Raw genomic sequence first — 23601 nt, forward strand, 5'->3', positions numbered from 1 at the left:
TCGTGATGACTCCATTCGAGTGAGAAGTAGAGAGCTTTCTCGAAGGATCACACGGTGACCGCGTCTACGTCAGGAACGACGAGCCAGACCACCGCGCGCTACACCACTATGCGGGACTCCACTGGCGACGGGTCTGCCATGAGTGTTGCTCTTCGCTCATGCTCGACCGTCACCGCCTCCGCCAGTGGACATGCCGCAGCGAACTCGCGGCCCCCAGCTTCGGCCGACCGCCGCTGGCGTAAGTTGGTCATGACCTTCGCGAACCCGTGGCAGGTCGTGCGAGCTTCGTCCCGTATCGCCTCCATAGCCATGCGCTACTCCTTCCCAGGTCTCCCGCAAGATGCGGACGGCCTTGCGACCATGAGGTGCGCCGGGGAGATCAGCGGAGCGAGGACGGATGGCGGACGGTGTGCCGACCGTCAGGCTCCACAACGAACCCGACGTGTCTGGTCCGGTCTACTGGCCTGCGGCGCATCCGTCGAGATGCACATGACGAACGTGGGCCATTCGTGGAGAGTCACGGTTCATGCGGCGAGTAGCGGTAGGAGAGGCCGAGGTGACCCGTCGACAGCACTCTCCGCGAACCTGGTGGGAAAGTTCGTTGGGACAATGACGTCGAGTCACCGAGCTGAGTCGTTGACAGAGATAGCGTGGCCTTGTCGATCTTCAGGAACCGTGTGTGGTGTTCGTCGGTACTGTGTCGGCGTGATGCCGTAGCGGCGGCGGAACCAGTGGGATGCGACGCGCGGGTCACTCCACCCGACTTCGCTCGCGGCACGCATCACGGAAATGTCTGTTTCTTCGATGAGCCGCGCGAATTCGGTCAACCGGAGTTCAGTGAGTAGGCGCATTGGGGCGGCGCCGGCGTGCTGTACGAACATACGGGTCAGGTGGGTCCGTGAAAGTGAGAGTTCTCGTGAGAGTGCTCCAACGGTCCACGGCTCTGCGATACGCCCGCGAAGCAACTGGATCGCTCGACCGATATAGCCGATAGATCCGGTGTCGGTCAGTCGTCCATTGATGGGCGTCCACGGTGTTGTGGGGGTGTCGGATCCTTCATCAAGAAAAGTTGGCAGTAGCAGCCGCATCCATCGTGCGAGAAGCTCGAGAGTGTGAGTCGCGACGACTTCGGGCGAATGGGTCCCGCTACGCAGGACGCTCATCTGTCGCCATAGCGGCTCGACCTGCCGCAGCGCAGCAATACCCGGTGCAAGGATGATCGCGCGGCCGTCCCACTCGAGGGGGTGCACTCCTGCGACCACTCGCTCTGCATCGGGGAGGAACCATGCCATCTGGGTGCGCCAGAACCGTTCGTCGGAGTAGACGGCCCAGAAGCGTACTGTGGGCGATGGCCGAACTCGGCACCACTTGCCGGTGCCGAGTGCCAGCGACATGCCTGGGTGCAGGACGTGCCTGCTCTCAGCGGTTTCGAAGACGCAAGAGCCCTCGACGACGTTGATCACCTTCGCATGCCGGAAAACGGTACGGCTTGAGGGGATCGTGCGCACCATCTCGATGGCCGCGATGTCACCTGGTATCTGAATCGCTGGGTAGGAGACCGTAACCCCGAGGGGCGGAGGGAGCGGCAGGTCGTGCTTGGTCTCGAATAAGTCCTCTCGCGTAGCCGCGAAGCTGCGCACGGCGCGCCATCAGCGGTCGGCGAGCACGAGCACTGCCAGGGCAGTTACGAGCTTGGTAGTCGGGAAGGCGTCCACGATAGTCTCACGATTCCCGGGGGTGGCCCGCTCGGGATTGCGGTAGCCGCCCCAGAAACCGATAGCCCGCTGGCCGTCGATATCGAGCGCGATCGACGCGCCCAGCTCTTGGCTGCTGGTGACCTTGCTCTCGAACAGTTCTCTGATGCCGACGACTGAATCGGTCGCGCCACCTTCTCTAGTCATGGCGTGCTCACTTTCTATTGGGCGATGAAGAGTTGCCCGTTGATATGTCCGCTCAGGTGGGGTGTGTTGGGTCAGTTCAGATAGGGGCGCAGCACGGTGAGGCAGTAGTCCCAGACCGTCTTCTCGTTCCCGGGGTCATCCCAGCCGAGAAAACATGAAGGCCACCACCTGAATTGCGGCACCAGGGGGGTTCCACATTCCCGATAGTGTCTCGCATCCTGCTGGACACTGCCCTGTTTCTGCGAGATGTTGGCTTCGAGCTTGCCGACATAGGCCACGCCGCGAATGTACGAGATGGGGAGTGGCCCGGTAATGCGCTGCGGCCGCTGAGGAGGGACGCCTCGGGCGGATCATCCTTCCTCCCTACGGCCGTCGACGCGCTGTGCGACCTCAGTAGGTCGCTTTTTCAGTCCGCCTCCGGAGCCGAACTCATCTCACTCCACGTTCTCCCTGAGCCACGGCATGGGATCGATGGGTCGGCCGTTGATGTGGACCTCGAAGTGCAGGCAGGATCCGAAGACGTAGCCGGTTGAGCCGACGTCGCCGAGATACTGGCCGGGAGCAACGCAGTCCCCGACTTCCACCGCGCGGGTCCCATTGTTCAGATGTGAGTAGAGGGTGCTGACCGTCTCTCCGTTGAGCAGGCTCTCGATCTGAATGCTCACGCCGTAGCCGCTGTTGCTCTCGGTTGAGAGCGAAACACAGCCTTCGACAGCCGCATAGATGGGCGTCCCGACTGACGCCGCGAGGTCTTGACCCATGTGCGAGCGACCCGGACGTGAGGCGCCGAACCCGTCGCTGAGGGAGTAGGTGCCGGATGTCAACGGCATGAGAACCTGTTGAGCTGTTGGCAGGTTTACAGCTGTCGAGAGGGGCCGGCCGGACGCGACAGCGGCTGTGATCGCCTGGGCGCGAGACGCGGCGATCTCCTCCTCCGTCGTTGCGGAGAAGTCTCCGCGAGGGAGGACCTCGACGCGGATGTCTTCTCCTGCGGTGTAGGACTGTGCGTCAACGGTGACCGCTGCCTCGACCTGCTCTGGTTCCGCGTCGGATGTTCCCGGAAGGGCAGCGCCGGTGATCATCACGCTAACGGCGAGGGCGGCTCCGATCGCCTTCGCTTGTGCCCACGGGCTCAGGGCGTGTGGGCGGCGGGGAGGTGTCGCAGACGCTACTGGTACATGGGCTTCAGGTCCGTGCCACGGGATGACGGGGGCTTGGCGGGTCGCGGTGGCTTCTTGCGACCTCGGGCGGCCTTGGCGACGGAGATCGCGACGAAGGAGGGGGCGATCAGGGGAGCCAGGGTCTGTCGACGACGTCGACGCCTTTACGGATGCGTGCTCGGGTAGCCCTGAAATGATGGTGATCCTTCCGGCGGAGCAGAATGCTCATCTCGATCGCAGACCCCGATCGTTACTGATTTGTAACGGTAGATAGTCTGATTCGCTCAGGTCAAATCGGGATGCGTCTTCACAGCATCTGCTTATAGAGCAGGTTCCGCCGCCGTAGAGGAGACTCAAAAGGTCGGCACGGTACCCTTGCAGGGATGATGTCCTCGACTCAAGTGCAACCCTCAAAGGTGCTCAGCGAGCAGCTTCTGATAACGAGGATCATTACGGCAGTCGGTTTGGCTCTCCTCCTGCTTCTGGGGGCAGCGGGTGCATCACATTCCGAGAGCGAGGGGGCTTCGTCTTCACTGCTCATGGCGAGCACACTCCTCGATCCGCACGTTGCTCCGGGAGACTCCGGGACTTCCGTCGACGAGTATCTGACAGGCGCCGCCGATGCCGGCACAGCGGGCGTCCTTGTCGGGGTCGCTCTGTGCGCTCTCGGCGTGCTGTGCGGACTCGTCCTCGTGATCTTCGCCCGGATGCTCTCGCGCCGACGGGGAGTCGTGTATCTCGCTCCTCGATGGGCTGCCCCCTCGCTCGTCCCGGCACGCATCATCGTTGCCCCGACCGGGGCACTGTCGTTGACACAGCTGGGTCTTTCCCGAACCTGACATTCGGCATGCCGTCTTGTGCGGACGGCACCTCGCACCCGGGTATCCGCCTGGGGCCTGTTCCATGCCGTTTGATCCTGTTTGGAGTACTTGATGAACCCTTCTGGAAAGCCGCGCGCCACTGGTCGCAGCGCGCGTCCGATCCTGATTACTGCAGTACTCGTTGTCGTCCTCGTGCTGGGAGCGATCATCTATGTGATGATCAACAACCAAGGCTCGACGACTCCGTCACCCGAGGCACCGGAGAGCCAGACGGACGAGCCCCCGGCTGTCGTCGACGCCAGCTCGCACATCCTCGACGACGGCGGGGAAGGTGCGGTCGAGGTCGTGGAGTTCCTCGATTTCGAGTGCGAGGCCTGCGGGATGTTCTACCCGATCGTGGAGGATCTTCGCGAGAAGTACGCCGGGGAGATCACCTACGTGGTGCGCTACTTCCCGCTTCCGGGCCACTACAACTCGACGAACGCGGCTCTCGCCGCAGAGGCCGCCGCCCAGCAGGATCGGCTGGAGGAGATGTACAACCGGCTGTTCGAGACGCAGGCGGAGTGGGGCGAGGCTCAGGAATCCCGCGCTGATCTCTTCCGTGGTTTCGCCGAGGAGATCGGCCTGGACATGGCCGCGTACGACGCCGCCATCGCAGATCCGGCCACGCTCGAACGAGTCGAGTTCGACTTCAACGCGGGGCAGGAGCTCGGCGTCAACAGCACGCCGACGTTCTTCCTCGAGGGCGAGCAGCTCCAGTTGCAGCAGCTGGACGACCTCGAGAACGCCATCGAAGCAGCGGTGAACGGTGAAGAGTGATGCGGACAAGACTGTCGCATAGGCGAGCGATCGTCGTCGGCAGCGGGCAAGCGGGACTCGCGGTTGCTGCTGCTCTGATCGCGAGAGGGCTAAGGCCACAGCAGGACTTCGTTGTCATCGACGGGGCGTCTCCAGGTCTGCGCAGCTGGACTTCTCGGTGGCATTCGATGGTGCTTCTCAGCGACGCCCGTCACAGCGCTCTGCCGAGCCTGCCCTTCCTGGGCGACCAACGGCGTCGGCCGCGTGTCGACGAGATGATCGAGTACCTGAGCTACGTCGAAGGCGATCTCGGCGTGAAGACCGTCTGGGGTGTGCGCGCGGCAGGCGTGGAGCGGCGCGGGTCCGGCTCGGTCCTGCACTTGTCGACCACGGAAGGCGAGGTGCAGACTCGCAACGTCGTGTGTGCGACCGGCGCATCCGCGCATCCGCGCATCCCGACATGGGTAGCGGATCTTCGGGTGCCCGGAGTCGTGTTGCATAGCAGCGAGTACTTGTATCCGCGTCAGGTACTTACGAGCGATGTGCTGATCGTCGGCGGCGGAAACAGCGGTGTTCAGTTGGCTCGCGAACTCGCGCCTTCGCACGCGGTGACCCTGGCTGTGCGCACGCCTCGCCGGCACCAGCCGGCAGCGCGCTACCTGCGCAGACAGTTCCTTGCTCGAGGTCCGCGACCGGAGCCGGTGTTCGAGGATAGCTACGAGCAGCTGCGTGACGCTGGGGTGAGGATCTGCCCTGCAGTGGCAAAGGCCGGGAAGAGCAGCGTCACCTTCGTCGACGGAACAGTGACGACTCCGAGCTCCGTGATCCTCGCCACCGGATTCGATCCCGGAGACGATTGGCTGCCGGACAGCGCCCGGATCGATCCTCCCCAGCGGGCCATGACCGGGATACCGGGCTTGTTCGTCGCCGGGATCCCCCAGTACGGCGGCAGGGGCTCCGACACCATCGCGGGGGTCTGGCGGGATGCCACGGCCATCGCCCGCCGCATCATCGAACGCCCGTGAAGAAAGCAGAACTCATGACATCCATCCGCCGCCGAAGGCTCTCGGCCTCTCGAACGTCGAGCAAGCGGCGCCGTGGTTTCGCCGCGTCCGCCAGCCTGTCTGCTCTGCTGGTCATCGGCGGAGCCGTTCTCGGCACGGCGAGTCCCGCCGCTGCTCACGATGAGCTGCTCTCCACCTACCCCGAGGCATCCGCGACCGTACCTGGCGCCCCGGCGGAGATCTCCCTCACCTTCACGGGCGAGCTACAGACGCTCGAGGGTGCCACGGTGATCGAGGTCATCGCAGAAGACGGCAGCAGCCTCGTCGACGGCGCTCCCGAGGTCCTCGAGGCGACGGTCACGCAGAACCTGTCCGACCAGCTGGTCGTCGGAGAGGTCACGGTGAGGTGGCGGGTGGTGTCCAGTGACGGACACCCGATCAGCGACGAGTACACGTTCACGGTGGAGACGACGGGGACGCCGACGAGCAGCCCCACGCCGACGAGCAGCCCATCCCCATCGGAGGAGAACACGGAGACCACGGCGCCGGCCGCGACGCCGACCGCCGAGTCCGGCTACGGCGACATCCACAGCCAACCGAGCACGGATCTCGATGCGCTTCCCATCCTGGTCGTCGCCGGGGGAGCGGCGCTCCTGGGCAGCGCAGCACTCCTGATGTTCATGGCCGGTCGCGATCGGCGCCGTCGGGATCGGGCGGCACAGCAGAAGAAGGAGACGGAGAATGCCGATGAGTCCTAACCGGCCAAGACACCTCGCGGTCGCCGCCATTGTGGCGGCGGGGATCGTGGTGATCGATCAGGCCACGAAGGCGGCCGCACTCGCGACGCTGAGCGAGGAGACGCGTGTCCCGCTCCTGGGCGACCTGTTCGGTCTCCAGCTCGCGTTCAATCCGGGTGCGATCCTCTCCCTCGGGTCTGGATTCACCGGTGTGCTCACCCTGGTCGGAGCGGGTGCGGTGGTCTGGCTGATCATCGCCGCGCTCCGTGCACGCACGGCTGGGCTCGCGGTGGCGTTCGGGTTCATCCTGGGCGGGGCGCTCGGAAACCTGATCGACCGGCTGTTCTCACCGCCCGGCTTCGGGGTCGGGCACGTCACCGACTTCCTCGCCTACGGGACCCTGTTCATCGGGAACCTCGCCGACGTCGCGCTCGGCATCGGCGTCATCCTCCTTCTCGGCATCACCTGGACCCGGCGGCGCAGGGTCGAGCTGGCTCCTTCGGCACGAGTGGAAGCAGGTGCCGCATGAGCGCGAAACAACGCACGCCGTCCACCTTCCAGCGCAACGCGCTCGCACCGGGGCTGCTCGCGGGAGCGGTGCTCTTCACCGCTCCGCTGTGGACCGGGGCCGGCCTGTTCCAGGTGGTGCTGTTCGTCACAGCGATCCTCGCGGCGATCGTGGCCTGGTTCGCGGGGCAGGCGCGCCAATGGTGGTGGATCCCGGTATTCGTCGCGGTCCTCGTGCTGTGGAACCCGGTCGTGCCCTTCCCGTTCACGGGGCCGGTCTGGGCGGCGGCGCAGCCGGCCGCAGCTATCGTCTTCCTGGTCGCGGGGGCACTGATCAAGGTGCGTCGCACATGATCCGCCGGATGATCGCCGCAGTCACAGCGCTGCTCCTGGGCGTCATCGCCTTGACGGGGTGCTCCGCGAACGACTCCCTGGCGCAGCAATACCAGGAGGGGAACGAGAAGGGGTACATCGCCGGAGACTTCCGCGTCGTGGAGATCGCGGCGGGGGAGCGGGGCGACCCGGTCGTCTTCGAGGGGGTCACCGAGACCGGGGAGACGGTCTCCAGCGACGACTACCGCGGCGAGGTGCTGGTGGTGAACTTCTGGTACGCCGCCTGCGGGCCGTGCATCGTCGAAGCGCCGCTGCTCGAGGAGGTGTGGCAGGAGTACCAGGATCAGGGCGTGTCGTTCCTCGGGGTGAACACCTACGATCAGTCCGCCACGGCGCTCTCGTTCGCTCGGGACAACAACGTCACCTACCCCAGCGTGATTGACGTCAACGACGGCAAGGTCAAGCTGGCATTCGCGCAGGTCACGCCGATCCAGGCGACTCCGACGACGCTCGTGGTCGACCGGGAGGGGCGGGTTGCCGCGCGCATCATTGGGCAGCTGCAGAGCGCATCCATCCTGTCGACCCTCGTCCGCGACGCCCTCGAGGAATCGCCGTGAACCCCGGCGATCTGGTCGCAGACGGGGCGCTGTGGGTCGCGATCCCGATCGCGGCCCTTGCGGGTCTGATCTCCTTCGTCTCTCCGTGCGTGCTGCCGCTGGTGCCCGGATACCTCGGATATCTGGGCGGCGCCTCGACCGCGACCGCTGTCGGGGGCGCCTCGACCCGCACGGCGACGGCGGAGCGCACGCGGCTGCTGCTGGGGGTGACGCTGTTCATCGCCGGGTTCACCGTCGTGTTCGTCACCGTGACGATCCTGGGCGGGACGTTCGGGTTGTTGCTGCTGCAGTACGCGAACGTCCTGACCCGTGTGTTCGGCGTCGTGGTGATCATCCTCGGCCTGGTGTTCATCGGGTTCTTCGGCGTCGCGCAGCGTACCCTCCGCCCGCGCATGCAGTCCCGTGCCGGGCTGCTCGGCGCGCCGCTGCTCGGGTTCGCGCTCGGCGTCGGGTGGACCCCGTGCATCGGCCCGACGCTCGCGGCGATCCTGTCGGTCTCCTGGAACCTCGGCGACCCCGCCCGTGCGGGCCTGCTGGGCCTGGCCTACTCGCTCGGCCTCGGCCTGCCCTTCCTTGTGCTTGCTCTCGGTTGGGGGTGGGCGTCCCGGTCGGTCGCGTTCCTGCGCCGCCACATCCGCACCCTGAATATCGTCGGCGGGGGAGTGCTCGTTCTCCTCGGCATCCTGATGGTGACCGGGCTGTGGACCGCGCTGATGTCCGCCCTCCAGCAGGTGGTGATCAATGTCCCCCTCCCGCTCTGAGACCGCCACCGACGCGCCCGTCGACCCCCTCCGGCCCGACGACCACGCCGACGGCGACGGCTCCGCCATCGCCCAGCCGGCGCTGGGGATCGTGGGCTGGGCGAGATGGGCGTGGCGTCAGCTGACCAGCATGCGCACCGCTCTGCTGCTCCTCCTCCTGCTGGCAGTCGCCGCGGTGCCCGGATCGCTGTTCCCGCAGCGCAGCGCCGACCCCAACGGGGTGATCCAGTGGCAGCGTGACAACCCCGAGGCCTATCCGATCGTGGATGCCATCGGGCTGTTCGACGTGTACCAGTCGCCGTGGTTCTCGGCGATCTACCTGCTGCTGTTCGCCTCGCTGATCGGATGCGTCACCCCGCGCACGAAGCACCACTACAAGGCCCTGCGATCCCAGCCGCCCCGCACGCCGGTGCGGCTGTCCCGGCTCGATGACTACGAGGAGCGCACCGTCCCGGCCGCCGACCCTGTGAGCCAGGCGCGAGAGGCCGTCGACGTCGCCGAGCGGCAGCTGCGCCGCGCCGGCTACCGGGTGCACCGCTACGACGGCCGCGGATGGCTCTCCGTGTCCGCCGAACGCGGATACCTGCGCGAGACCGGCAACCTCGTCTTCCACACGGCGCTGATCGGCGTGCTCGTCTCGGTCGGCCTGGGAGGCGGGTTCTCCTACACGGGCCAGCGTGTCGTCGTCGAGGGCACCACCTTCGTCAACGCCCTCAGCGACTACTCCTCGTTCGACGCCGGCCGGTTCATCGACGGGACCGGTCTCGCCCCGTACTCGCTCACCCTCGACGAGTTCCAGGTCACGTATCAGCGGCCCGGCACGCCGGGGGCCGGGCAGGCAGGGGACTTCTCCGCCGACGTCACCGTCCGCATCCCCGGTGAGGAGGATCGGACTGAGAGCGTGATCGTGAACTACCCCATCTCCGTCGCCGGCGACCGCATCCACTTGCTCGGCAACGGCTACGCCCCCACGATCACCGTGCGCGACGCGACCGGCGAGCTCGTGTACACCGAGTCGCAGCCGTTCCTCCCGCAGGACTCGAACATGACCTCCCTCGGGATCATCAAGATCCCCGACGGGCTGCCCGAGCAGGTGGGGCTGGTCGGGTTCTTCTACCCCACCGCGGGCGTGCTGGACTCCGGCGCCTACACCTCCATCTACGGCGACGTCGTCAACCCGCTGCTCACCTTCAACGTGTACAGCGGCGACCTCGGCATCGACGACGGAACCCCGCGATCGGTGTACACCCTCGAGACCGACGGCCTCACCCAGCACACCGGCGGTCAGACCGGAGTCGACTCCATCGAGCTGACGCCGGGGGAGACCGCGGAGCTGCCGAACGGGTGGGGCACCGTCACCTGGGAGATCGCGTCGCCCGAGGATCCGGTCAAGCGATTCGCGTCGCTGCAGATCCAGCGCGACCCGACCGCAGGGTGGGTGCTGGCCTTCTCGATCCTCGCGATGCTCGGCCTCTTCGCCGGGCTCTTCGTGCCCCGTCGCCGCGTCTGGGTCAAAGCCCACCCGGCCGACGACAGCGTCCGCCTCGAGTACGCAGGACTGGCCCGCGGCGAAGACCCCACCCTCCGCAAAGCCGTCGTCGACATCGCCGACACCCACACGGAGGCGCTCACCGGCGTCTCCGACCCATCCCCAGAGAAGGAGAGAACCGATGAACTGCCCCGTTGACGGCACGACGCTCCTGGTCACCGACCGTTCCGGCGTCGAGATCGACTACTGCCCGCAATGCCGTGGCGTGTGGCTGGACCGCGGTGAGCTCGACAAGATCATCGACCGCTCATCCGGCTACCAGGCCCCGGACTACCCCGAAGACGAGCATCGCCGCTCCCGGCATGACCGCGGCGGCAAGAGACGACGCGAGGGCTTCCTCGGCGATCTCTTCGACTTCTGAGCCCGCCGACCGATGACACGCCATGAACGACTGGATTTCCGACACACCGCCGACGCTGGAGGCGTTCCTCACGCCGATCCTGCCGCCGGTTCCGGTGCTGCCGGTGCTCGGTCTGCTCATGGCCGTGATGTACCTGGCCGGCGCCATCCGGCTCTGGCGTCAGGGACGGCGGTGGTCGGTCGCCCGCACGGTGTGCTTCCTCCTCGGATGCATCGTCCTGGTCGCCGTGACCGGCCTGGCGGTCGAGGGATACGGGTACCTGCTGTTCTCGGTCTTCATGTTCCAGCAGCTCACCCTGATGATGGCCATCCCGCCGCTGCTCGTGCTCGGCTCCCCAGGCACACTGCTGCTGCGCGCCACCCCGCATCGCGGCCTCGGGCGAGTGATCCTCCGCCTCGCCCTGGCCGGGCTGCGCAGCCGCATCGCACGATGGGCGCTGAGCCCCTGGATCGCGATGCCGCTGTTCCTGATGTCCTTCTACGGCTTCTACCTTGGAGGTCTCGCCGACCCGATCCTGCAGACCCCTGGCGGGCATCCGCTGCTCGAGATCGCCTTCCTGGCAGCCGGCGTGCTATTCACAATCCCGATCCTGTCCAACGACCCGCTCCCGGTGCGGATGACGTACCCCGGCCGGGCGATGGACCTGTTCGCCGAAGCAGCTCTGCACGCGTTCTTCGGCGTGTTCCTGATGATGAGCCCGACGCTGTTCGTCGAGACCTTCGCCGGCCCCACGACGGCGCTGGGCATCGATCCGCTGGACGATCAGTGGCTCGCCGGCGCCCTGGCCTGGTCCTACGGAGAAGGCCCCACCGTGGTCATGCTCCTCTACGTCATGCACCGGTGGTTCCGTGATGACACCGCCCGTGCCGCCAAAGCCGACAAGTACGCCGACGCCCACGGCGATCCCGAGCTCGACGCCTACAACGCCTATCTCGATGCCCTCCGCAAGAAGGACACCTGACCGATGCACCCGACCTTGACACCAGCCGCGGCCGTCGCCACGCCCGCCGGCGGGGCGTCGTCCTCCCCGCCGAGCGGGCTTCCGCTCTGGGCAGCGGTCCCCGCCGCGATCATCGGAGGACTCGCCCTGAGCCTCGCCTCGCCGCCAGTCGGATGGTGGCCGCTGGCGCTGCTCAGCGTGACTCTGGCGCTGATCACCCTCGTCGGCCGGAGCATCGGCGGGGCACTGCTGGTCGGCGCCGCCTTCGGGGGAGTGTTCTTCTTCACCCACCTGATCTGGGTGGGGGAGTTCCTCGGCCCCCTCCCGTGGATCGCCCTCGCCGGCCTCGAGACAATCCTGTTCAGCACCGGCGCCGTCCTGATCACGCTCGCCTACCGGTGGACGGCGCGGTTCCCGCACCGGGGCACGGCGCAGCTGGTCGCGATTCCCCTCCTGGTGGCCGGCCTCTGGGCGGGCAGGGAGGTCGTTCTCGGCTCGTGGCCGTACACCGGGTTCCCCTGGGCGCGCATCGGGATGACGCTCGTCGACGGCCCGCTGTCCGAGGTCGCATCCTGGACGGGCGTGACGGGACTCTCCTTCCTCTTCGTTGCGATGTGCGCCGGCGTCGTGCAATGGGCACGCGCCGGCGGGCCGCGGTTCCTGCGTGGCGGCGTCTCCGCCCTGGCCGTGATGGTCCTCCTGCTTCTCGTCCCGCAGTTCCCGACATCGCCCGCGGGCACGCTCGAGGTCGGGTGGGTGCAGGGCAACGGCCCGGCGGCCTACTTCGACACCCGAGAACGCGGCGACGTGCTCGCCGCACAGGCGGAGGCGACCGCTCCGCTGCTCGGACAGCCGATGGATCTGCTGGCCTGGCCGGAAGGGGGAGTGGACTCCGATCCGCTCGCCGACCCCGCCACCGCCGCCACGCTCGACCGCATCGTCCGCCAAGCCGACGCTCCGCTGCTGATGAACGCCGCGACCGCACGAGGAGCGGACGTCTTCAACTCGTCCCTGCTCTGGACCCCGGAACCCGACGAACGCCAGCGGCACGACAAGATCAATCCCGTCCCGTTCGGGGAGTACGTGCCGGATCGCTGGCTGTACGAGATGATCGTCCCCGACCTGGTCGGGCTGATCCAGCGCGAGTACACCCCCGGCACCCTCCCGCCCCTGGTCACCGTCGACGACGTCGGGGTCGGCCTGGCGATCTGCTTCGACGTGATCTACGACCAGGTCATCTGGGACGGCGCCCGCGCGGGCGCGCAGCTGTACGTCTTCCAGACCAACAACGCCGACTTCCGCGGCACCGCCGAGAACCTGCAGCAGCTCGCCTTCGCCCGCATGCGCGCGATCGAGACCGGCCGCGCCGTCGTCAACATCTCCACGACCGGCACCAGCCAGGTGATCGCCCCCGACGGTACGACCATCGCCAGCATCCCCATCGACACCGCCGCCGCGGCGATCACCACCGTCCCACTGCGCACCGGCCTCACACCCGCCACGATCCTCGGCCCCTGGATCAGCGCGCTGATCCCGCTCGGGGCCATCGGAGCCCTGACCGCACTCGGGATCCTCCACCGCATCCGCAACCACTCGTCCGTATGAAGGAGCTCACCATGCCCGGAACAGAAACGCTCTCCCTCGATGGCCTCTCACTGCTACTGGTGTGGACGGCCATCGCCACCTACGCGCTGGCGTTCGTCGCCTACACCGTCGATCTCGCACAGCGTTCCGCACGCCCCGCCCCGGTTCGGGAGCAGCAGCGCGCACCGGTCCTCGTCGGCGCCGTCGACCAGGCGTCTCCGAGCGCTCCGGCCCCGCCCGACCAGGCGCACCCGGACGACATCCATGCTCCGCCCTCGCAGCGTCCCCGGCTGCTGTGGGCGAGGATCGGCACCGCGCTCACCGTGCTCGCCTTCCTCTTCCAGCTCGGCGGAACCGTCGCCCGCGGCATCGCCGCAGAGCGGGTGCCGTGGGCCAACATGTACGAGTTCGCTCTCACCGGGACGGTCCTGATCGTCGCCGTCTACCTCCTCGCCCTCCGCTGGTACGACCTGCGCTTCCTCGGCGCGTTCCTGGTGGGCATGATCGTCCTGCTGCTGGGCGGCGCCACGCTCAGCTTCTACGTCGAAGTCGTCCCGCTGATGGATCCGCTCAAGAGCATCTGGCTCGTCATCCACGTCTTCGTCGCCTCCCTCGCCACCGCCCTGTTCGCCCTCGCCTGTGGCCTCTCCGTCACTCAGCTGCTGCAATCCCGCCGTGAACGCCGCACCAGCGTCTCGCCCGATTCCGCAGGGCGCCGAGGCGGGTTCCTGCGCACGCTGCCCGCCGGCGAAGTCCTCGAGACGCTCGCCTACCGGTTCGTGATCGTCGGCTTCATGTTCTGGACGTTCACCCTGATCGCCGGAGCGATCTGGGCCAACGACTCCTGGGGACGCTACTGGGGCTTCGACACCAAAGAGGTCTGGACCTTCGTGATCTGGGTGCTCTACGCCGGCTACATCCACGCCCGCGCCACCCGCGGCTGGCGCGGCAACCGCTCGGCCTGGCTGTGCATCGTCGGATTCGCCGCCGTGCTGTTCAACTTCACGGTCGTCAACGTGTACTTCCCGGGCCTGCACTCCTACTCCGGCCTCACTTGACCCCGCGCTCCGGCCGCGCCATCGCCGCGGCCGGAGTCGCCGACGCATGATCGCCTCGATGAAGGGAAATCCGCCATGCCGCCGATCGACCAGTGGGTCGTGTTCGAGCCCCTCGCAGGCTCGCCGGTCGCCATCGCCGCCCTGCTGCTCGCGGCGCTGTACCTGCGAGGAGCGATCCGGATGTGGCGGCGCCGCCGCCGCTGGGCAATCGCCCGCACGGCATCGTTCCTGATCGGGTGTGCCCTGATCTTCGCCGTCACGACGTTCGGCGTCAACCGCCTCGCGACGGAGTCCATCACAGCCCTGGTCTTCCAGCAGATCACCCTGCTGACCGTCGTCCCGCCCCTCCTGATCGCCGGGTCACCGGGGCGGCTGCTCCTGCACAGCACACCGCACACCGGCCTCGGACGTCTCGTGCTCCGCGCAGCACACGCCGGACTCCGCTCACCGTTCTGGAGCGCCGCGCTGCACCCCGTGGTCGCCATCGTCACCGCGATGGTGCTGTACCCGGTCCTCTACCTGACCGACGCCATCAGCGTCGTCATGCGCGTCCCCTTCGGCCACGACGCCCTGCTCTTCATCGTCCTCGTCCTCGGCGTCGTCGCGGCGACACCCCTGTGGTCGTCCGACCCGCTGCCGCGTGTCCCTTCCTTCGCCGCGCGATTCGTCGACATCGCCGTCGAGATCCAGATCCACGCCGTGTTCGGCCTGATCCTGCTCCGCACCAGCACACCCCTGTTCAGCGCGTACGCCAACCCCGCCGGCGGCCATGACCCCATCCTGGACCAGGCGATAGCCGGCGCCCTGGTATGGACCTACGCGGAACTGCCGCTGTTCGTGGTGCTCATCGTCTGCCTCTCCCGCTGGCGTGCCCGCGAGGTGCGCACCTCGCGACAGCGGCAGAAGGTCGAGGACGCCGAGCTCGACTCCTACAACGAGTACCTCGCGAGCCTCTCCCGTGGACGGAATCGGAGCTAGCTCCCGGTGCGTCGCAACACTCCCAACATCTCTACTCGCTCACCCACCCCTGGAGGAAGAATGCCCCGTACAACGCTCGCCTTCGCCGCCGCTCTTATCGCCGTAGGAGTCATCTCCTATGCCACGACCGGCTTCACCAGCTGGACGGCGCTGATCCCCGCCTTCCTCGGATTGCTCATCGAAATCTGCGGGCTCATCGCACTCAAGAACCGCAAGATCGGCCTCTCGATCGGACTCGTGATCGCCGTCATAGGAGTCCTCGGCACCAGCATGAACGTCCTGAAACTCGGCGAGCTCATCGCCGGTGAAGCCGAGCGCCCGATGGCCGTGGTGGCCAGCACCGTGACGTTCGTCCTGCTCATCGTCTACATCATCCTCGGGGTCCGAGCGTTCATCACCGCACGGCGAGAGGACGAGGCCAACGCAACGACTGACTGAGCATCCTGTCAGCTATTTCGCACGACGGAAAGAACGATGCCGACAGGGATGCTGACAGCAAGGATTACCAACAGCAGCCGATAGGCAACGGTCCAGAGCGGTCCTCGCGGATGCACTCTATCGCCGGGCTGACGGTCTACAAGAAAGGCCAGCAGCACGGCGACGAGAAGCGCCGCAGATCCGATCCAGACCGCCATCACGGTCCTCGCGAGCGCGCCCACCATCACCGCGAGACCCCCCAGATTCCAGAGGCCGAACTGAACCCACCCCAGGGGGACTCCGGTGACTCCTTGGCCGCATCGGCGTGCGGCGCCCATGCTGTACTGCGCAACGCCGACGACGAGCACGAGATACGCGGCCAGCCAGCTGCCTCGAGCAAGTGCCAGCGGGCCAGTGACGGCTGCGACGATCCCTCCGGCCAAGACGGCTGCACCGCCGACGGCGCGCATCGCCGTCGCTACGGCCGCGTCACTGAGCGACGCGCTCGACGCGAGCGGCCAAGCGTCTTGATCTCCGGGTCGACTCGTCATAGCTGGTTCCCGCGTGCGTCACCATCCTGAATGCGGTAGCGGAATCGGCTGACCGGGATGCTGGTCAGCATCAGCACGACCTCCTCTTAACGGTATTTCCCCGCGCGCAGTCACTCGCGATTGGGAGATCGTGTCGCTCTACGATCGCACGAGTCGTGCGATTGCTTGTGACGCTTCGGCTAGTTTCTGCTCGGCTTCGGGGCCGCCGTTCTTAGCCGCGTCGAGGACGCAGTGCTTCATGTGGTCGTCGAGCAGGCCGAGCGCCACCGACTCGAGCGCCTTGGTCACGGCGGAGATCTGGGTGAGGATGTCAATGCAATACCGCTCGTCCGCCACCATGCGGTCGATACCCCGCACCTGCCCTTCGAGTCGGCTCAGCCGATTGCGGTACTTCTCCTTCTCGGAGATGTAGCCGTGGTGCGCGTGCGTCTCGCGATGGTCGTCGGCTGCCGGAACAGTGATTTGAGTAGTCATGGGCGTATCTCCAGTATCTCGGGTCCCCGGTCTGGGTCGGGGACTAGACCATGTTCGCTGCGTACTTGGCGGGGTCGACGTCGAACTTCTGGTCGCAGCCGGGGCAACAGAAGTAGTAGCGCTCACCTTCGTAGTCGCGAAAGAGACCGGCCTCGATGGCCTTCTTCTTGCTGACAGGTGAGCCGACCATGACCGGGCAGGTGGTCATGTCCTCGTCGGCCGCGGCGGCTCCGCCGCAGCAACTGCTTCCAGCGAGCAGGTTCTCGGGCGTCTCTGTTGCGGCCTTTGAGGCGGTGGTACTGCAGCAGCTGGTTGCGGCAGGGGTGTCGTTCATGATGTTGTTCTCCCTCTTCGATCGGGGTTGCGGTTGATTGGTTCGGATTAGTGCTTGGCGATGCTCGTGAATCCGCGGAGGCGGAGGCTGTTGCCGACGACGAATACGCTGGAGAAGGCCATCGCAGCTCCGGCGAGCATGGGGTTGAGCATGCCGAGCGCTGCGACGGGAATCGCGGCGACGTTGTAGGCGAAGGCCCAGAACAGGTTCGTCTTGATCGTGCCGAGGGTCTTCCGTGACAGACGGATCGCGTCGACCGCGCTGCGGAGGTCACCGCGCACGAGGGTGATGTCGGATGCCTCGATGGCGACATCCGTGCCGGTGCCCATGGCGAGTCCCAGGTCGGCCTGAGCGAGCGCGGGGGCGTCGTTGACGCCGTCGCCGACCATCGCGACCGTCTTGCCCTCGCCCTGGAGTCGGGCGATGACGTCGACCTTGTCCTGCGGCAGCACCTCGGCGATCACCTGATCGATGCCGACCTCGGCGGCGATCTGGCGCGCGACCGCCTCATTGTCGCCGGTGAGCAGCACGGGGGTGAGCCCGATCTGCTTCAACTGCGAGATCGCCTCGGCGCTGGTCGGCTTCACCGTGTCGGCGACGACGAGAATGCCGCGGGCCTGTCCGTCCCAGCCGACGGCGACGACCGTCTTCCCCTCGCTCTCGGCGGCGGCCTTCGCATCGGCGACGGCAGGACTCAGCTGCTGTGACCAGTCGGCCAAGAGCGACTCGCGACCGACGAGCACGGCGGTTCCGTCCACGACGCCCTGAACGCCCTTGCCCGGAACATTCGCGAAGCCCTCGACCGCTGGCAGCTGCCCGACCTCGGCCGTCGCGCCCTTGGCGATGGCCTGCGCGATCGGATGCTCGGATGCCTCCTCGAGGGCACCCGCGAGCCGCAGCAGGTCGGTCCGCTCGACGCCTGGTTCGGCGACCGCGTCGACGAGGGTCATCTTGCCGGTGGTCACGGTGCCGGTCTTGTCGAGCACCACGGTGTCGACCTTGCGGGTGGACTCCAGCACCTCTGGTCCCTTGATGAGGATGCCCATCTGCGCGCCGCGTCCGGTGCCGACCAGCAGCGCGGTCGGGGTCGCCAGGCCCAGGGCACAGGGGCACGCGATCACGAGGACCGCGACCGCGGCGGTGAATGCGGCTGCAGGCGGGAAGCCCGCCCCGAGCCATGCGCCGAGAGCCGCGACAGCGATGACGATCACGATCGGCACAAAGACGCCGGAGATGCGGTCAGCAAGACGCTGCACCTCCGCCTTGCCCGTCTGCGCGTCCTCCACGAGCTTGGCCATCTGCGCCAGCTGCGTATCCGATCCCACGCGGGTGGCGCGAACGACCAGCCGGCCGCCGGCGTTCACGGTGGCACCGGTCACGGGATCCCCCTCCGCCACCTCCACGGGCACCGACTCGCCGGTCAGCATCGAGGCGTCCACCGCCGAGGTGCCGGAGACCACCACGCCATCGGTCGCGATCTTCTCGCCCGGTCTGACGACGAACTCATCCCCCACCTGCAGCTCGGCGGTCGGGATCTTCACCTCGACCCGAGATCCATCAGGGCCGTCGCGCAGCACCGAGACCTCCTTCGCCCCGAGCTCGAGCAGCGCGCGCAGCGCAGCACCGGCCTGACGCTTGGAGCGCTTCTCGAAGTAGCGCCCGGCGAGGATGAACATCGTCACCCCGGCACCGACCTCGAGATAGATGTTGGCCGCCCCATCCGACGGCGCGATCGTGAACTCGAAGGGGTGGGTCATGCCCGGCGTACCAGCGGTACCGAACAGCAATGCGTACAGCGACCAGAGCAGCGCGACGGAGGTACCCATCGAGATGAGCGTGTCCATCGTCGCGGTGCCGTGCTTGAGGTTCGCCCACGCCGCCCGGTGGAAGGGCCACGCCGCCCAGATGATGACGGGTGCGGCCAACGCCAGGCTGATCCACTGCCAGTACGTGAACTGGAAAGCAGGAACCATCGCCATCGCGATCACCGGCACCGTGAGCACGATCGACCCGATCAGACGCTGCCGCAGTGACACGAGCTCGAGATCCGGCGCATCCCCATCGCCATCGGCTCCCGCCGCCGGACCCGGGTTCTTCGGCTTCGGCAGGGCCGCCGTGTATCCCGCGCCCTCCACCTCCTTGATCAGCAGTTGCGGGTCGAAGCCCTCAGGAGCGATGACCTTGGCCTTCTCGGTCGCATAGTTGACCGTCGCCTGCACACCGTCGAGCTTGTTCAGCTTCCGCTCGATCCGGTTCGCGCAGGACGCACAGGTCATCCCGCCGATCTCCAGCTCGATGTCAGGTCCAGCCGTGGTGCTCATCCTTCGTTCCTCGATCCTCTTCAATCCCGCGATCCGGCGACCTCGCTCAGTGCGCCGGCTGCATCTCGCTCTCGACGACCCACTTGTGGTTCGTCATCCGCATGCCGTCGGCATCGAGATCGACCATGTACACCGTCTCGTCGGTGGAGTAGTCGATCGCCGCATCCGCACCCTTCATGCCCGTCATGTGCTCAGCCAGCAGCACCGCCTGCGCCCCATCGGCGAGCGGCGCCCGGCCAGGATTCTCCAGCTCTTCGTGAACGACCCAGCGATGGTCAGTCACCGGCTCACCACCCGTGGTCGGCGTGTAGCTCACCGCATAGGCAGTCGTGGTGAACGCCCCGGAGACCGTCGCCTCTGCGCCATCCATGCCCGGCATGTGATCAGCCGACAGGATCACCCTGCTGCCCACCGGATAAGTCGGATCGATCGCGTCCTGGATTCCCGCCGGCGCTGGTCCGCCATCAGCCGGATGATCGTGCGCGGAGTGCCCGGACCCAGCCGCGTGGTCGCCGCTATCGGCACCGTGCTCATTCATGTCACTCCTCTCCGTCCAGGACTGGACGAAACTGTCGGGAACGATGACGCCGGCGAGGCCGTAGGCCGCGCCGAACGCCACCACCAACCCGCCTCCGAAGAGCGCGAGCCTCCCTGCCGCATTCATCAGACGCGCGCCGCCTGGTAGCCGGCCTCCTCGACGGCGGCGATCACCTTCGCGTCATCGACCTCGCCATCGGCGGTCACGACCAGCTTTCCGGTCTGAGCGCTCACCTGGATATCGGTGACGCCCGCGATCTCGCCGACCTCCTCGCGCACCGACTTCTCGCAGTGCCCGCAGGTCATCCCGGTCACCTGGTACTCATTCGCAGCCATCGTCGATCCTTCCCAGTAAGGATACCCGGTAGGGGTATCTAAACGATGCCAACAAGGATACCCCTACCGGGTATTCCCAAGTCAAGACGAAGCGCCCTGGGTGTCAGCATCGCTGTCAGTGAGTTTGGGCTGAAGCAAAGCGGTGCGATCCTATGTGGGACCGTTCGGCGAGCACCGGACACAGCTGCCAGGCGACAACGGCGTGCTCATGGTGGTGGGTCGTAGACGGCCGTGACGGAGGATGGCTCCGTCTACTCCTCGTAGTGTCGGGCCAGGGCGTCCGCCCCGTGGAGCGGGCACAGTGTCACGGCGTCGCCGGTCAGCGCGAGTAGACGTTCGGCCGCGGAGAGTAGATCGACAAGTGCCTCGGGGTTGTTGAGCGAGTAGACCGAGGCGCGGCCTTCCGGTCGGGATTCCACCATGCCGGCGTCCTTCAGGCAGGCGAGGTGCTTCGAGACGGTGCTCTGCGAGAGCCCGAGGTGTTTGACCAGGTCGACGACGCGGTGCTCGCCCAGCTGCAGGTGCTGCAGGATCACCAGTCGGGAGGGATCGCTGAAGCTGTGGAACAACGACGCAGCCGGGATCACCGCGTCGGCTTCCGCGACAACCCCGCCGGACTGTTCCTTGAATGTCATCGTCATATCTCGATGTTATCCCGAAGTGGCGCCGGATGGGGGCCGTCCGTGGTTGCCAAGGCCAACCTGACTTTCCGGGGGATGCCGGATGCGCTATTATCGTCGTTGAGCGATGATATCGTTGAGATTCGTATTTTGTTCAGGTATCGAGATCCAAGAGAACGGAGTCCCCTCTGATGGGCGCAGGTCATGACCACGGACCGTCACTGGACCAAGCCGCCGGGCATCCAGGCGATTATCGCAAGAAGCTGGGGATCGCTTTCGGCATCACCGCGACGATCGTCGCCGCCCAGGCCGTCGGATCGGTGGTCACCGGCAGTCTCGCGCTGCTGACCGACACCGCGCATGCGATCACGGACGCGACCGGGCTGCTGGTCGCCCTGATCGCGGCGACCCTGATGCTCAGGCCGGCGACCTCGAAGCGGACCTGGGGGTTCCGGCGCATCGAGGTGCTCGCCGCGCTGGGGCAGGCGACGCTGCTGATCGTCGTCGGGTTTTACACCGCGATCGAGGGCGTGCGCCGCCTGTTCGAGCCGCCGGAGGTGCCCTCCACCGAACTGCTGATCTTCGGGATCATCGGGCTGGTCGCGAACATCATCGCCATCACGATCCTCTCCTCCAGCAGGGGCGCGAACTTCAACATGCGCGCGGCGTTCCTGGAGGTCCTCAACGACGCCCTCGGCTCACTCGGCGTGATCGTCGCGGCGATCGTGATCGCCACCACCGGGTTCCAGCAGGCGGACGCCATCGCCGGCCTGTTCATCGCGGCGCTGATCGTGCCGCGCGCGTTCAAGCTGATGCGCGAGACCACCAGCGTGCTGATGGAGTTCACGCCGAAGGGCCTCGATCTCGATCAGGTCCGCGCGCACATCCTGGAGCTCGACCACGTCACCGACGTCCACGACCTGCACGCCTCCACCGTGGCCACCGGGCTGCCGACGATCACCGCGCATGTGGTCGTCGAGGACGAGTGCTTCACCGACGGCCACGCCGCCGAGGTTCTGCACGACATCAGAGCCTGCGTCGCCGAGCACTTCGACGTCTCCGTCCGGCACTCGACCTTCCAGGTCGAGACCGCCCACCTCAGTGACGACGAGCCCGACTCCATCAGACATCCCTGACCGCAGCACCGCGCGATCGGCCGGGCGCGCCCGCCGACCGCCGCGGACGCCGGCACCATCGAAAGGCGACCATGGACCTGAGAGCGTCGGACGCGCTGGTCAGAGCACTCGAGAACGAGGGAGTGGAGCGGATCTTCGGGCTGCCGGGGGAGGAGAACCTGCACCTGGTCGAGTCCATCCGCCGCTCGGGCATCGAGCTGGTGCTGACGCGACACGAGCAGGCCGCGGCGTTCATGGCGGCGACGCACGGCCGCCTGACGGGACGCCCGGGGGTGTGCCTGACCACGCTCGGGCCGGGTGCGCTCAATCTGTCCACGGGCGCCGCTTACGCCCTGCTCGGGGGGATGCCGATGGTGATGATCACCGGGCAGAAGGGGATCCTCTCGGCCGCCCAGGCGCGGTTCCAGATCGTCGACACCGTCGCGGCGATGACACCGCTGACGAAGATGACCAGGCAGATCGCCTCGCCCGCGATGATCCCGACGATGATCCGTGAGGCGTTCCGCGTCGCCCAGGCCGAACGCCCCGGGCCGGTGCACCTCGAGCTCCCCGAGGACATCGCCGCGGCGCCGGTCGAGGAGATCCGCCTGATCCCGCCGCATCACACCGAGCAGCCGGTGGGATGCCCGGCCGCGATTGCGGCCGCCGCGGAGGTCGTCAGGGGCGCTGAGCGGCCCCTGATCATGCTCGGCGCGGATGCCGCCCGGCCGCGATGCTGTCACGCCCTGTCCGGTTTCGTCGCGCGGATGCAGATCCCGTACGTCACCACCCAGATGGGCAAGGGGACGGTCTCCGGGGCCACGGACCTGTACCTGGGGACCGCGGCGCTGACCGAGGACGACTACGTGCACGACGCGATCGAGCAGGCGGACGTGATCGTCACGATCGGCCACGACACGAGCGAGAAACCCCCGTTCGCGATGAGCGACCCGTCCAAGACGGTCATCCACATCGGATTCCGGCCCGCCGTCGTCGAGCAGGTGTACTTCCCGCAGCTGGAGGTGGTCGGCGACATCGAGCCCACCCTGCAGGCCCTCGGCGACCTCCTGGATGGCACCGTGCCCCACGCCCAGGCGCTGCTGCCGCTGCGGGAGGGGATCCTCGCGAAGATCGCCGAGCGTGCCACGGAGGACCGGTTCACGCCGCAGCGCATCGTGCACGAGGTGCGCCGGATCATGCCCCAGGACGGCATCGTCGCGCTCGACAACGGCATGTACAAGATCTGGTTCGCCCGCAACTACCGCACCACCGTGGCGAACACGCTGCTGCTGGACAACGCGCTGGCGACGATGGGCGCCGGGCTGCCCTCGGCCATGACCGCCGCGATGCTGTACCCGCAGCGCCGGGTGATGGCCGTCTGCGGCGACGGCGGGTTCATGATGAACAGCCAGGAGCTCGAGACCGCGGTGCGCCTCGGCCTGGACCTGGTCGTGATGATCATCGAGGACAGCGCCTACGGCATGATCCGCTGGAAGCAGGCGGCGGAGGAGCTGACCGACTACGGGATGACCTTCGGCAACCCGGACTTCGTCGCCTACGCGCAGGCGTACGGCGCGACCGGACACCGGGTCGACGACATCGCGGACCTCGGCGACGTGCTGGAGGGGGCCTTCTCAGCCCGTGGGGTGCACCTGGTCGTGGTGCCCATCGACTACACGGAGAACACCAGGGTGCTGATCGACGAGCTGCAGAACCGACGAACGGCGAACTGAGCACGGCGAGACGGGCACGATGCGAGAGAGCATCCCGACGGTAACGCAGGCGTC

General features: G+C 67.0%; 27 protein-coding genes. 16 read left to right on the top strand and 11 right to left on the bottom strand.

Annotated features, from left to right (window positions below; translation table 11 throughout):
- Positions 1 to 620: 620 nt before the first annotated feature.
- The 4 genes from ACYVJ0_RS11530 to ACYVJ0_RS11545 form a co-directional block, all read right to left on the bottom strand.
- Positions 621 to 1511 (bottom strand): helix-turn-helix domain-containing protein, encoded by an 891-nt coding sequence (locus ACYVJ0_RS11530; protein WP_460817955.1) that lies wholly within the window; start codon positions 1509 to 1511, stop codon positions 621 to 623.
- A gap of 138 nt (positions 1512 to 1649) precedes the next feature.
- Positions 1650 to 1901, bottom strand: a complete 252-nt coding sequence (locus tag ACYVJ0_RS11535; protein WP_292733728.1) for a serine hydrolase — start codon at positions 1899 to 1901, stop codon at positions 1650 to 1652.
- A 71-nt stretch (positions 1902 to 1972) separates the two neighbouring features.
- Positions 1973 to 2179 carry a hypothetical protein gene (locus ACYVJ0_RS11540; RefSeq protein ID WP_292733725.1) on the bottom strand — a complete coding sequence of 69 codons (207 nt, stop codon included), beginning with the start codon at positions 2177 to 2179 and terminating at the stop codon, positions 1973 to 1975.
- Between the two features lie 156 nt (positions 2180 to 2335).
- The gene (locus tag ACYVJ0_RS11545; RefSeq protein WP_292733722.1) at positions 2336 to 2983 is read right to left on the bottom strand and encodes a M23 family metallopeptidase; all 648 of its coding nucleotides are present in this window, start codon (positions 2981 to 2983) and stop codon (positions 2336 to 2338) included.
- Positions 2984 to 4098: 1115 nt separating this feature from the next.
- On the opposite strand from ACYVJ0_RS11545, the gene ACYVJ0_RS11550 reads away from it, so the two are divergent.
- The 14 genes from ACYVJ0_RS11550 to ACYVJ0_RS11615 all read left to right on the top strand — a co-directional run bounded on the left by ACYVJ0_RS11550 (position 4099) and on the right by ACYVJ0_RS11615 (position 15547).
- A complete protein-coding gene (locus ACYVJ0_RS11550) occupies positions 4099 to 4701 on the top strand; it encodes a DsbA family protein (RefSeq protein ID WP_460817957.1) in 603 nt (200 codons plus the stop codon).
- Positions 4701 to 5705 (top strand): flavin-containing monooxygenase, encoded by a 1005-nt coding sequence (locus ACYVJ0_RS11555; protein ID WP_460817959.1) that lies wholly within the window; start codon positions 4701 to 4703, stop codon positions 5703 to 5705. The genes ACYVJ0_RS11550 and ACYVJ0_RS11555 overlap by 1 nt, the downstream gene beginning before the upstream one ends.
- A 14-nt stretch (positions 5706 to 5719) precedes the next feature.
- The gene (locus ACYVJ0_RS11560) at positions 5720 to 6442 is read left to right on the top strand and encodes a copper resistance CopC family protein (protein ID WP_460817960.1); all 723 of its coding nucleotides are present in this window, start codon (positions 5720 to 5722) and stop codon (positions 6440 to 6442) included.
- Positions 6443 to 6488: 46 nt separating this feature from the next.
- Positions 6489 to 6950, top strand: coding sequence for a signal peptidase II (locus ACYVJ0_RS11565; protein WP_460817962.1), 462 nt, complete (start codon positions 6489 to 6491; stop codon positions 6948 to 6950).
- On the top strand, positions 6947 to 7282 hold the full coding sequence (locus tag ACYVJ0_RS11570) for a DUF6804 family protein (RefSeq protein ID WP_460817964.1): 336 nt from the start codon (positions 6947 to 6949) through the stop codon (positions 7280 to 7282). Before ACYVJ0_RS11565 ends, ACYVJ0_RS11570 begins: the two co-directional genes overlap by 4 nt.
- 8 nt (positions 7283 to 7290) lie before the next feature.
- Positions 7291 to 7878 carry a TlpA family protein disulfide reductase gene (locus tag ACYVJ0_RS11575; RefSeq protein WP_460817966.1) on the top strand — a complete coding sequence of 196 codons (588 nt, stop codon included), beginning with the start codon at positions 7291 to 7293 and terminating at the stop codon, positions 7876 to 7878.
- Positions 7875 to 8639, top strand: a complete 765-nt coding sequence (locus ACYVJ0_RS11580) for a cytochrome c biogenesis CcdA family protein (RefSeq protein ID WP_460817968.1) — start codon at positions 7875 to 7877, stop codon at positions 8637 to 8639. The genes ACYVJ0_RS11575 and ACYVJ0_RS11580 overlap by 4 nt, the downstream gene beginning before the upstream one ends.
- Positions 8620 to 10326 (top strand): cytochrome c biogenesis protein ResB, encoded by a 1707-nt coding sequence (resB, locus tag ACYVJ0_RS11585; RefSeq protein ID WP_460817970.1) that lies wholly within the window; start codon positions 8620 to 8622, stop codon positions 10324 to 10326. Before ACYVJ0_RS11580 ends, resB begins: the two co-directional genes overlap by 20 nt.
- Positions 10310 to 10549, top strand: a complete 240-nt coding sequence (locus ACYVJ0_RS11590) for a TFIIB-type zinc ribbon-containing protein (protein WP_071644158.1) — start codon at positions 10310 to 10312, stop codon at positions 10547 to 10549. The genes resB and ACYVJ0_RS11590 overlap by 17 nt, the downstream gene beginning before the upstream one ends.
- A gap of 22 nt (positions 10550 to 10571) precedes the next feature.
- Positions 10572 to 11510 carry a cytochrome c oxidase assembly protein gene (locus ACYVJ0_RS11595; protein WP_292735329.1) on the top strand — a complete coding sequence of 313 codons (939 nt, stop codon included), beginning with the start codon at positions 10572 to 10574 and terminating at the stop codon, positions 11508 to 11510.
- A gap of 3 nt (positions 11511 to 11513) precedes the next feature.
- Entirely contained in the window at positions 11514 to 13094 is a 1581-nt protein-coding gene (gene lnt, locus ACYVJ0_RS11600) for an apolipoprotein N-acyltransferase (RefSeq protein WP_292735331.1), read from the top strand.
- An 11-nt stretch (positions 13095 to 13105) separates the two neighbouring features.
- Positions 13106 to 14131 carry a c-type cytochrome biogenesis protein CcsB gene (ccsB, locus tag ACYVJ0_RS11605; RefSeq protein WP_292735334.1) on the top strand — a complete coding sequence of 342 codons (1026 nt, stop codon included), beginning with the start codon at positions 13106 to 13108 and terminating at the stop codon, positions 14129 to 14131.
- 75 nt (positions 14132 to 14206) lie between these two features.
- Positions 14207 to 15109 (top strand): cytochrome c oxidase assembly protein, encoded by a 903-nt coding sequence (locus tag ACYVJ0_RS11610; RefSeq protein WP_292735337.1) that lies wholly within the window; start codon positions 14207 to 14209, stop codon positions 15107 to 15109.
- Between the two features lie 60 nt (positions 15110 to 15169).
- Positions 15170 to 15547: a hypothetical protein gene (locus tag ACYVJ0_RS11615; protein ID WP_292735340.1), complete on the top strand. Its 378-nt coding sequence runs from the start codon at positions 15170 to 15172 to the stop codon at positions 15545 to 15547.
- An 8-nt stretch (positions 15548 to 15555) separates the two neighbouring features.
- On the opposite strand, the gene ACYVJ0_RS11620 is transcribed toward ACYVJ0_RS11615, so the two are convergent.
- From ACYVJ0_RS11620 to ACYVJ0_RS11650, 7 genes are all read right to left on the bottom strand, one after another.
- Positions 15556 to 15996, bottom strand: coding sequence for a hypothetical protein (locus tag ACYVJ0_RS11620; protein ID WP_363385823.1), 441 nt, complete (start codon positions 15994 to 15996; stop codon positions 15556 to 15558).
- 219 nt (positions 15997 to 16215) lie between these two features.
- A complete protein-coding gene (locus tag ACYVJ0_RS11625) occupies positions 16216 to 16551 on the bottom strand; it encodes a metal-sensitive transcriptional regulator (protein WP_292735346.1) in 336 nt (111 codons plus the stop codon).
- Between the two features lie 43 nt (positions 16552 to 16594).
- On the bottom strand, positions 16595 to 16885 hold the full coding sequence (locus ACYVJ0_RS11630) for a YHS domain-containing protein (protein ID WP_349675957.1): 291 nt from the start codon (positions 16883 to 16885) through the stop codon (positions 16595 to 16597).
- 47 nt (positions 16886 to 16932) lie between these two features.
- The gene (locus tag ACYVJ0_RS11635) at positions 16933 to 19206 is read right to left on the bottom strand and encodes a heavy metal translocating P-type ATPase (RefSeq protein ID WP_292735349.1); all 2274 of its coding nucleotides are present in this window, start codon (positions 19204 to 19206) and stop codon (positions 16933 to 16935) included.
- Between the two features lie 46 nt (positions 19207 to 19252).
- The gene (locus tag ACYVJ0_RS11640) at positions 19253 to 19828 is read right to left on the bottom strand and encodes a YdhK family protein (protein ID WP_363385818.1); all 576 of its coding nucleotides are present in this window, start codon (positions 19826 to 19828) and stop codon (positions 19253 to 19255) included.
- Positions 19829 to 19869: 41 nt separating this feature from the next.
- Positions 19870 to 20079 carry a heavy-metal-associated domain-containing protein gene (locus ACYVJ0_RS11645; protein WP_292735354.1) on the bottom strand — a complete coding sequence of 70 codons (210 nt, stop codon included), beginning with the start codon at positions 20077 to 20079 and terminating at the stop codon, positions 19870 to 19872.
- Positions 20080 to 20330: 251 nt separating this feature from the next.
- Positions 20331 to 20714, bottom strand: coding sequence for an ArsR/SmtB family transcription factor (locus ACYVJ0_RS11650; protein WP_292735414.1), 384 nt, complete (start codon positions 20712 to 20714; stop codon positions 20331 to 20333).
- 176 nt (positions 20715 to 20890) lie between these two features.
- On the opposite strand from ACYVJ0_RS11650, the gene ACYVJ0_RS11655 reads away from it, so the two are divergent.
- Complete coding sequence (locus ACYVJ0_RS11655; protein WP_292735357.1) at positions 20891 to 21835, top strand: cation diffusion facilitator family transporter; 945 nt, start codon at positions 20891 to 20893, stop codon at positions 21833 to 21835.
- 71 nt (positions 21836 to 21906) lie between these two features.
- Positions 21907 to 23547, top strand: a complete 1641-nt coding sequence (locus ACYVJ0_RS11660) for an acetolactate synthase large subunit (protein ID WP_292735360.1) — start codon at positions 21907 to 21909, stop codon at positions 23545 to 23547.
- The last annotated feature ends 54 nt before the right edge of the window (positions 23548 to 23601 follow it).

Source organism: Microbacterium petrolearium (assembly GCF_054782875.1).

Excerpts from the sequence above, each read along its gene's own strand:
- ACYVJ0_RS11530 (WP_460817955.1), bottom strand. The coding sequence starts at position 1,511 with ATGGTGCGCACGATCCCCTCAAGCCGTACCGTTTTCCGGCATGCGAAG.
- ACYVJ0_RS11535 (WP_292733728.1), bottom strand. The coding sequence starts at position 1,901 with ATGACTAGAGAAGGTGGCGCGACCGATTCAGTCGTCGGCATCAGAGAA.
- ACYVJ0_RS11545 (WP_292733722.1), bottom strand. The coding sequence starts at position 2,983 with ATGATCACCGGCGCTGCCCTTCCGGGAACATCCGACGCGGAACCAGAG.
- ACYVJ0_RS11550 (WP_460817957.1), top strand. The coding sequence starts at position 4,099 with ATGATCAACAACCAAGGCTCGACGACTCCGTCACCCGAGGCACCGGAG.
- ACYVJ0_RS11555 (WP_460817959.1), top strand. The coding sequence starts at position 4,701 with ATGCGGACAAGACTGTCGCATAGGCGAGCGATCGTCGTCGGCAGCGGG.
- ACYVJ0_RS11560 (WP_460817960.1), top strand. The coding sequence starts at position 5,720 with ATGACATCCATCCGCCGCCGAAGGCTCTCGGCCTCTCGAACGTCGAGC.
- ACYVJ0_RS11570 (WP_460817964.1), top strand. The coding sequence starts at position 6,947 with ATGAGCGCGAAACAACGCACGCCGTCCACCTTCCAGCGCAACGCGCTC.
- ACYVJ0_RS11575 (WP_460817966.1), top strand. The coding sequence starts at position 7,291 with ATGATCGCCGCAGTCACAGCGCTGCTCCTGGGCGTCATCGCCTTGACG.
- resB (WP_460817970.1), top strand. The coding sequence starts at position 8,620 with ATGTCCCCCTCCCGCTCTGAGACCGCCACCGACGCGCCCGTCGACCCC.
- ACYVJ0_RS11590 (WP_071644158.1), top strand. The coding sequence starts at position 10,310 with ATGAACTGCCCCGTTGACGGCACGACGCTCCTGGTCACCGACCGTTCC.
- ACYVJ0_RS11595 (WP_292735329.1), top strand. The coding sequence starts at position 10,572 with ATGAACGACTGGATTTCCGACACACCGCCGACGCTGGAGGCGTTCCTC.
- lnt (WP_292735331.1), top strand. The coding sequence starts at position 11,514 with ATGCACCCGACCTTGACACCAGCCGCGGCCGTCGCCACGCCCGCCGGC.
- ccsB (WP_292735334.1), top strand. The coding sequence starts at position 13,106 with ATGCCCGGAACAGAAACGCTCTCCCTCGATGGCCTCTCACTGCTACTG.
- ACYVJ0_RS11610 (WP_292735337.1), top strand. The coding sequence starts at position 14,207 with ATGCCGCCGATCGACCAGTGGGTCGTGTTCGAGCCCCTCGCAGGCTCG.
- ACYVJ0_RS11615 (WP_292735340.1), top strand. The coding sequence starts at position 15,170 with ATGCCCCGTACAACGCTCGCCTTCGCCGCCGCTCTTATCGCCGTAGGA.
- ACYVJ0_RS11620 (WP_363385823.1), bottom strand. The coding sequence starts at position 15,996 with ATGCGCGCCGTCGGCGGTGCAGCCGTCTTGGCCGGAGGGATCGTCGCA.
- ACYVJ0_RS11625 (WP_292735346.1), bottom strand. The coding sequence starts at position 16,551 with ATGACTACTCAAATCACTGTTCCGGCAGCCGACGACCATCGCGAGACG.
- ACYVJ0_RS11630 (WP_349675957.1), bottom strand. The coding sequence starts at position 16,885 with ATGAACGACACCCCTGCCGCAACCAGCTGCTGCAGTACCACCGCCTCA.
- ACYVJ0_RS11635 (WP_292735349.1), bottom strand. The coding sequence starts at position 19,206 with ATGAGCACCACGGCTGGACCTGACATCGAGCTGGAGATCGGCGGGATG.
- ACYVJ0_RS11645 (WP_292735354.1), bottom strand. The coding sequence starts at position 20,079 with ATGGCTGCGAATGAGTACCAGGTGACCGGGATGACCTGCGGGCACTGC.
- ACYVJ0_RS11650 (WP_292735414.1), bottom strand. The coding sequence starts at position 20,714 with ATGACATTCAAGGAACAGTCCGGCGGGGTTGTCGCGGAAGCCGACGCG.
- ACYVJ0_RS11655 (WP_292735357.1), top strand. The coding sequence starts at position 20,891 with ATGGGCGCAGGTCATGACCACGGACCGTCACTGGACCAAGCCGCCGGG.
- ACYVJ0_RS11660 (WP_292735360.1), top strand. The coding sequence starts at position 21,907 with ATGGACCTGAGAGCGTCGGACGCGCTGGTCAGAGCACTCGAGAACGAG.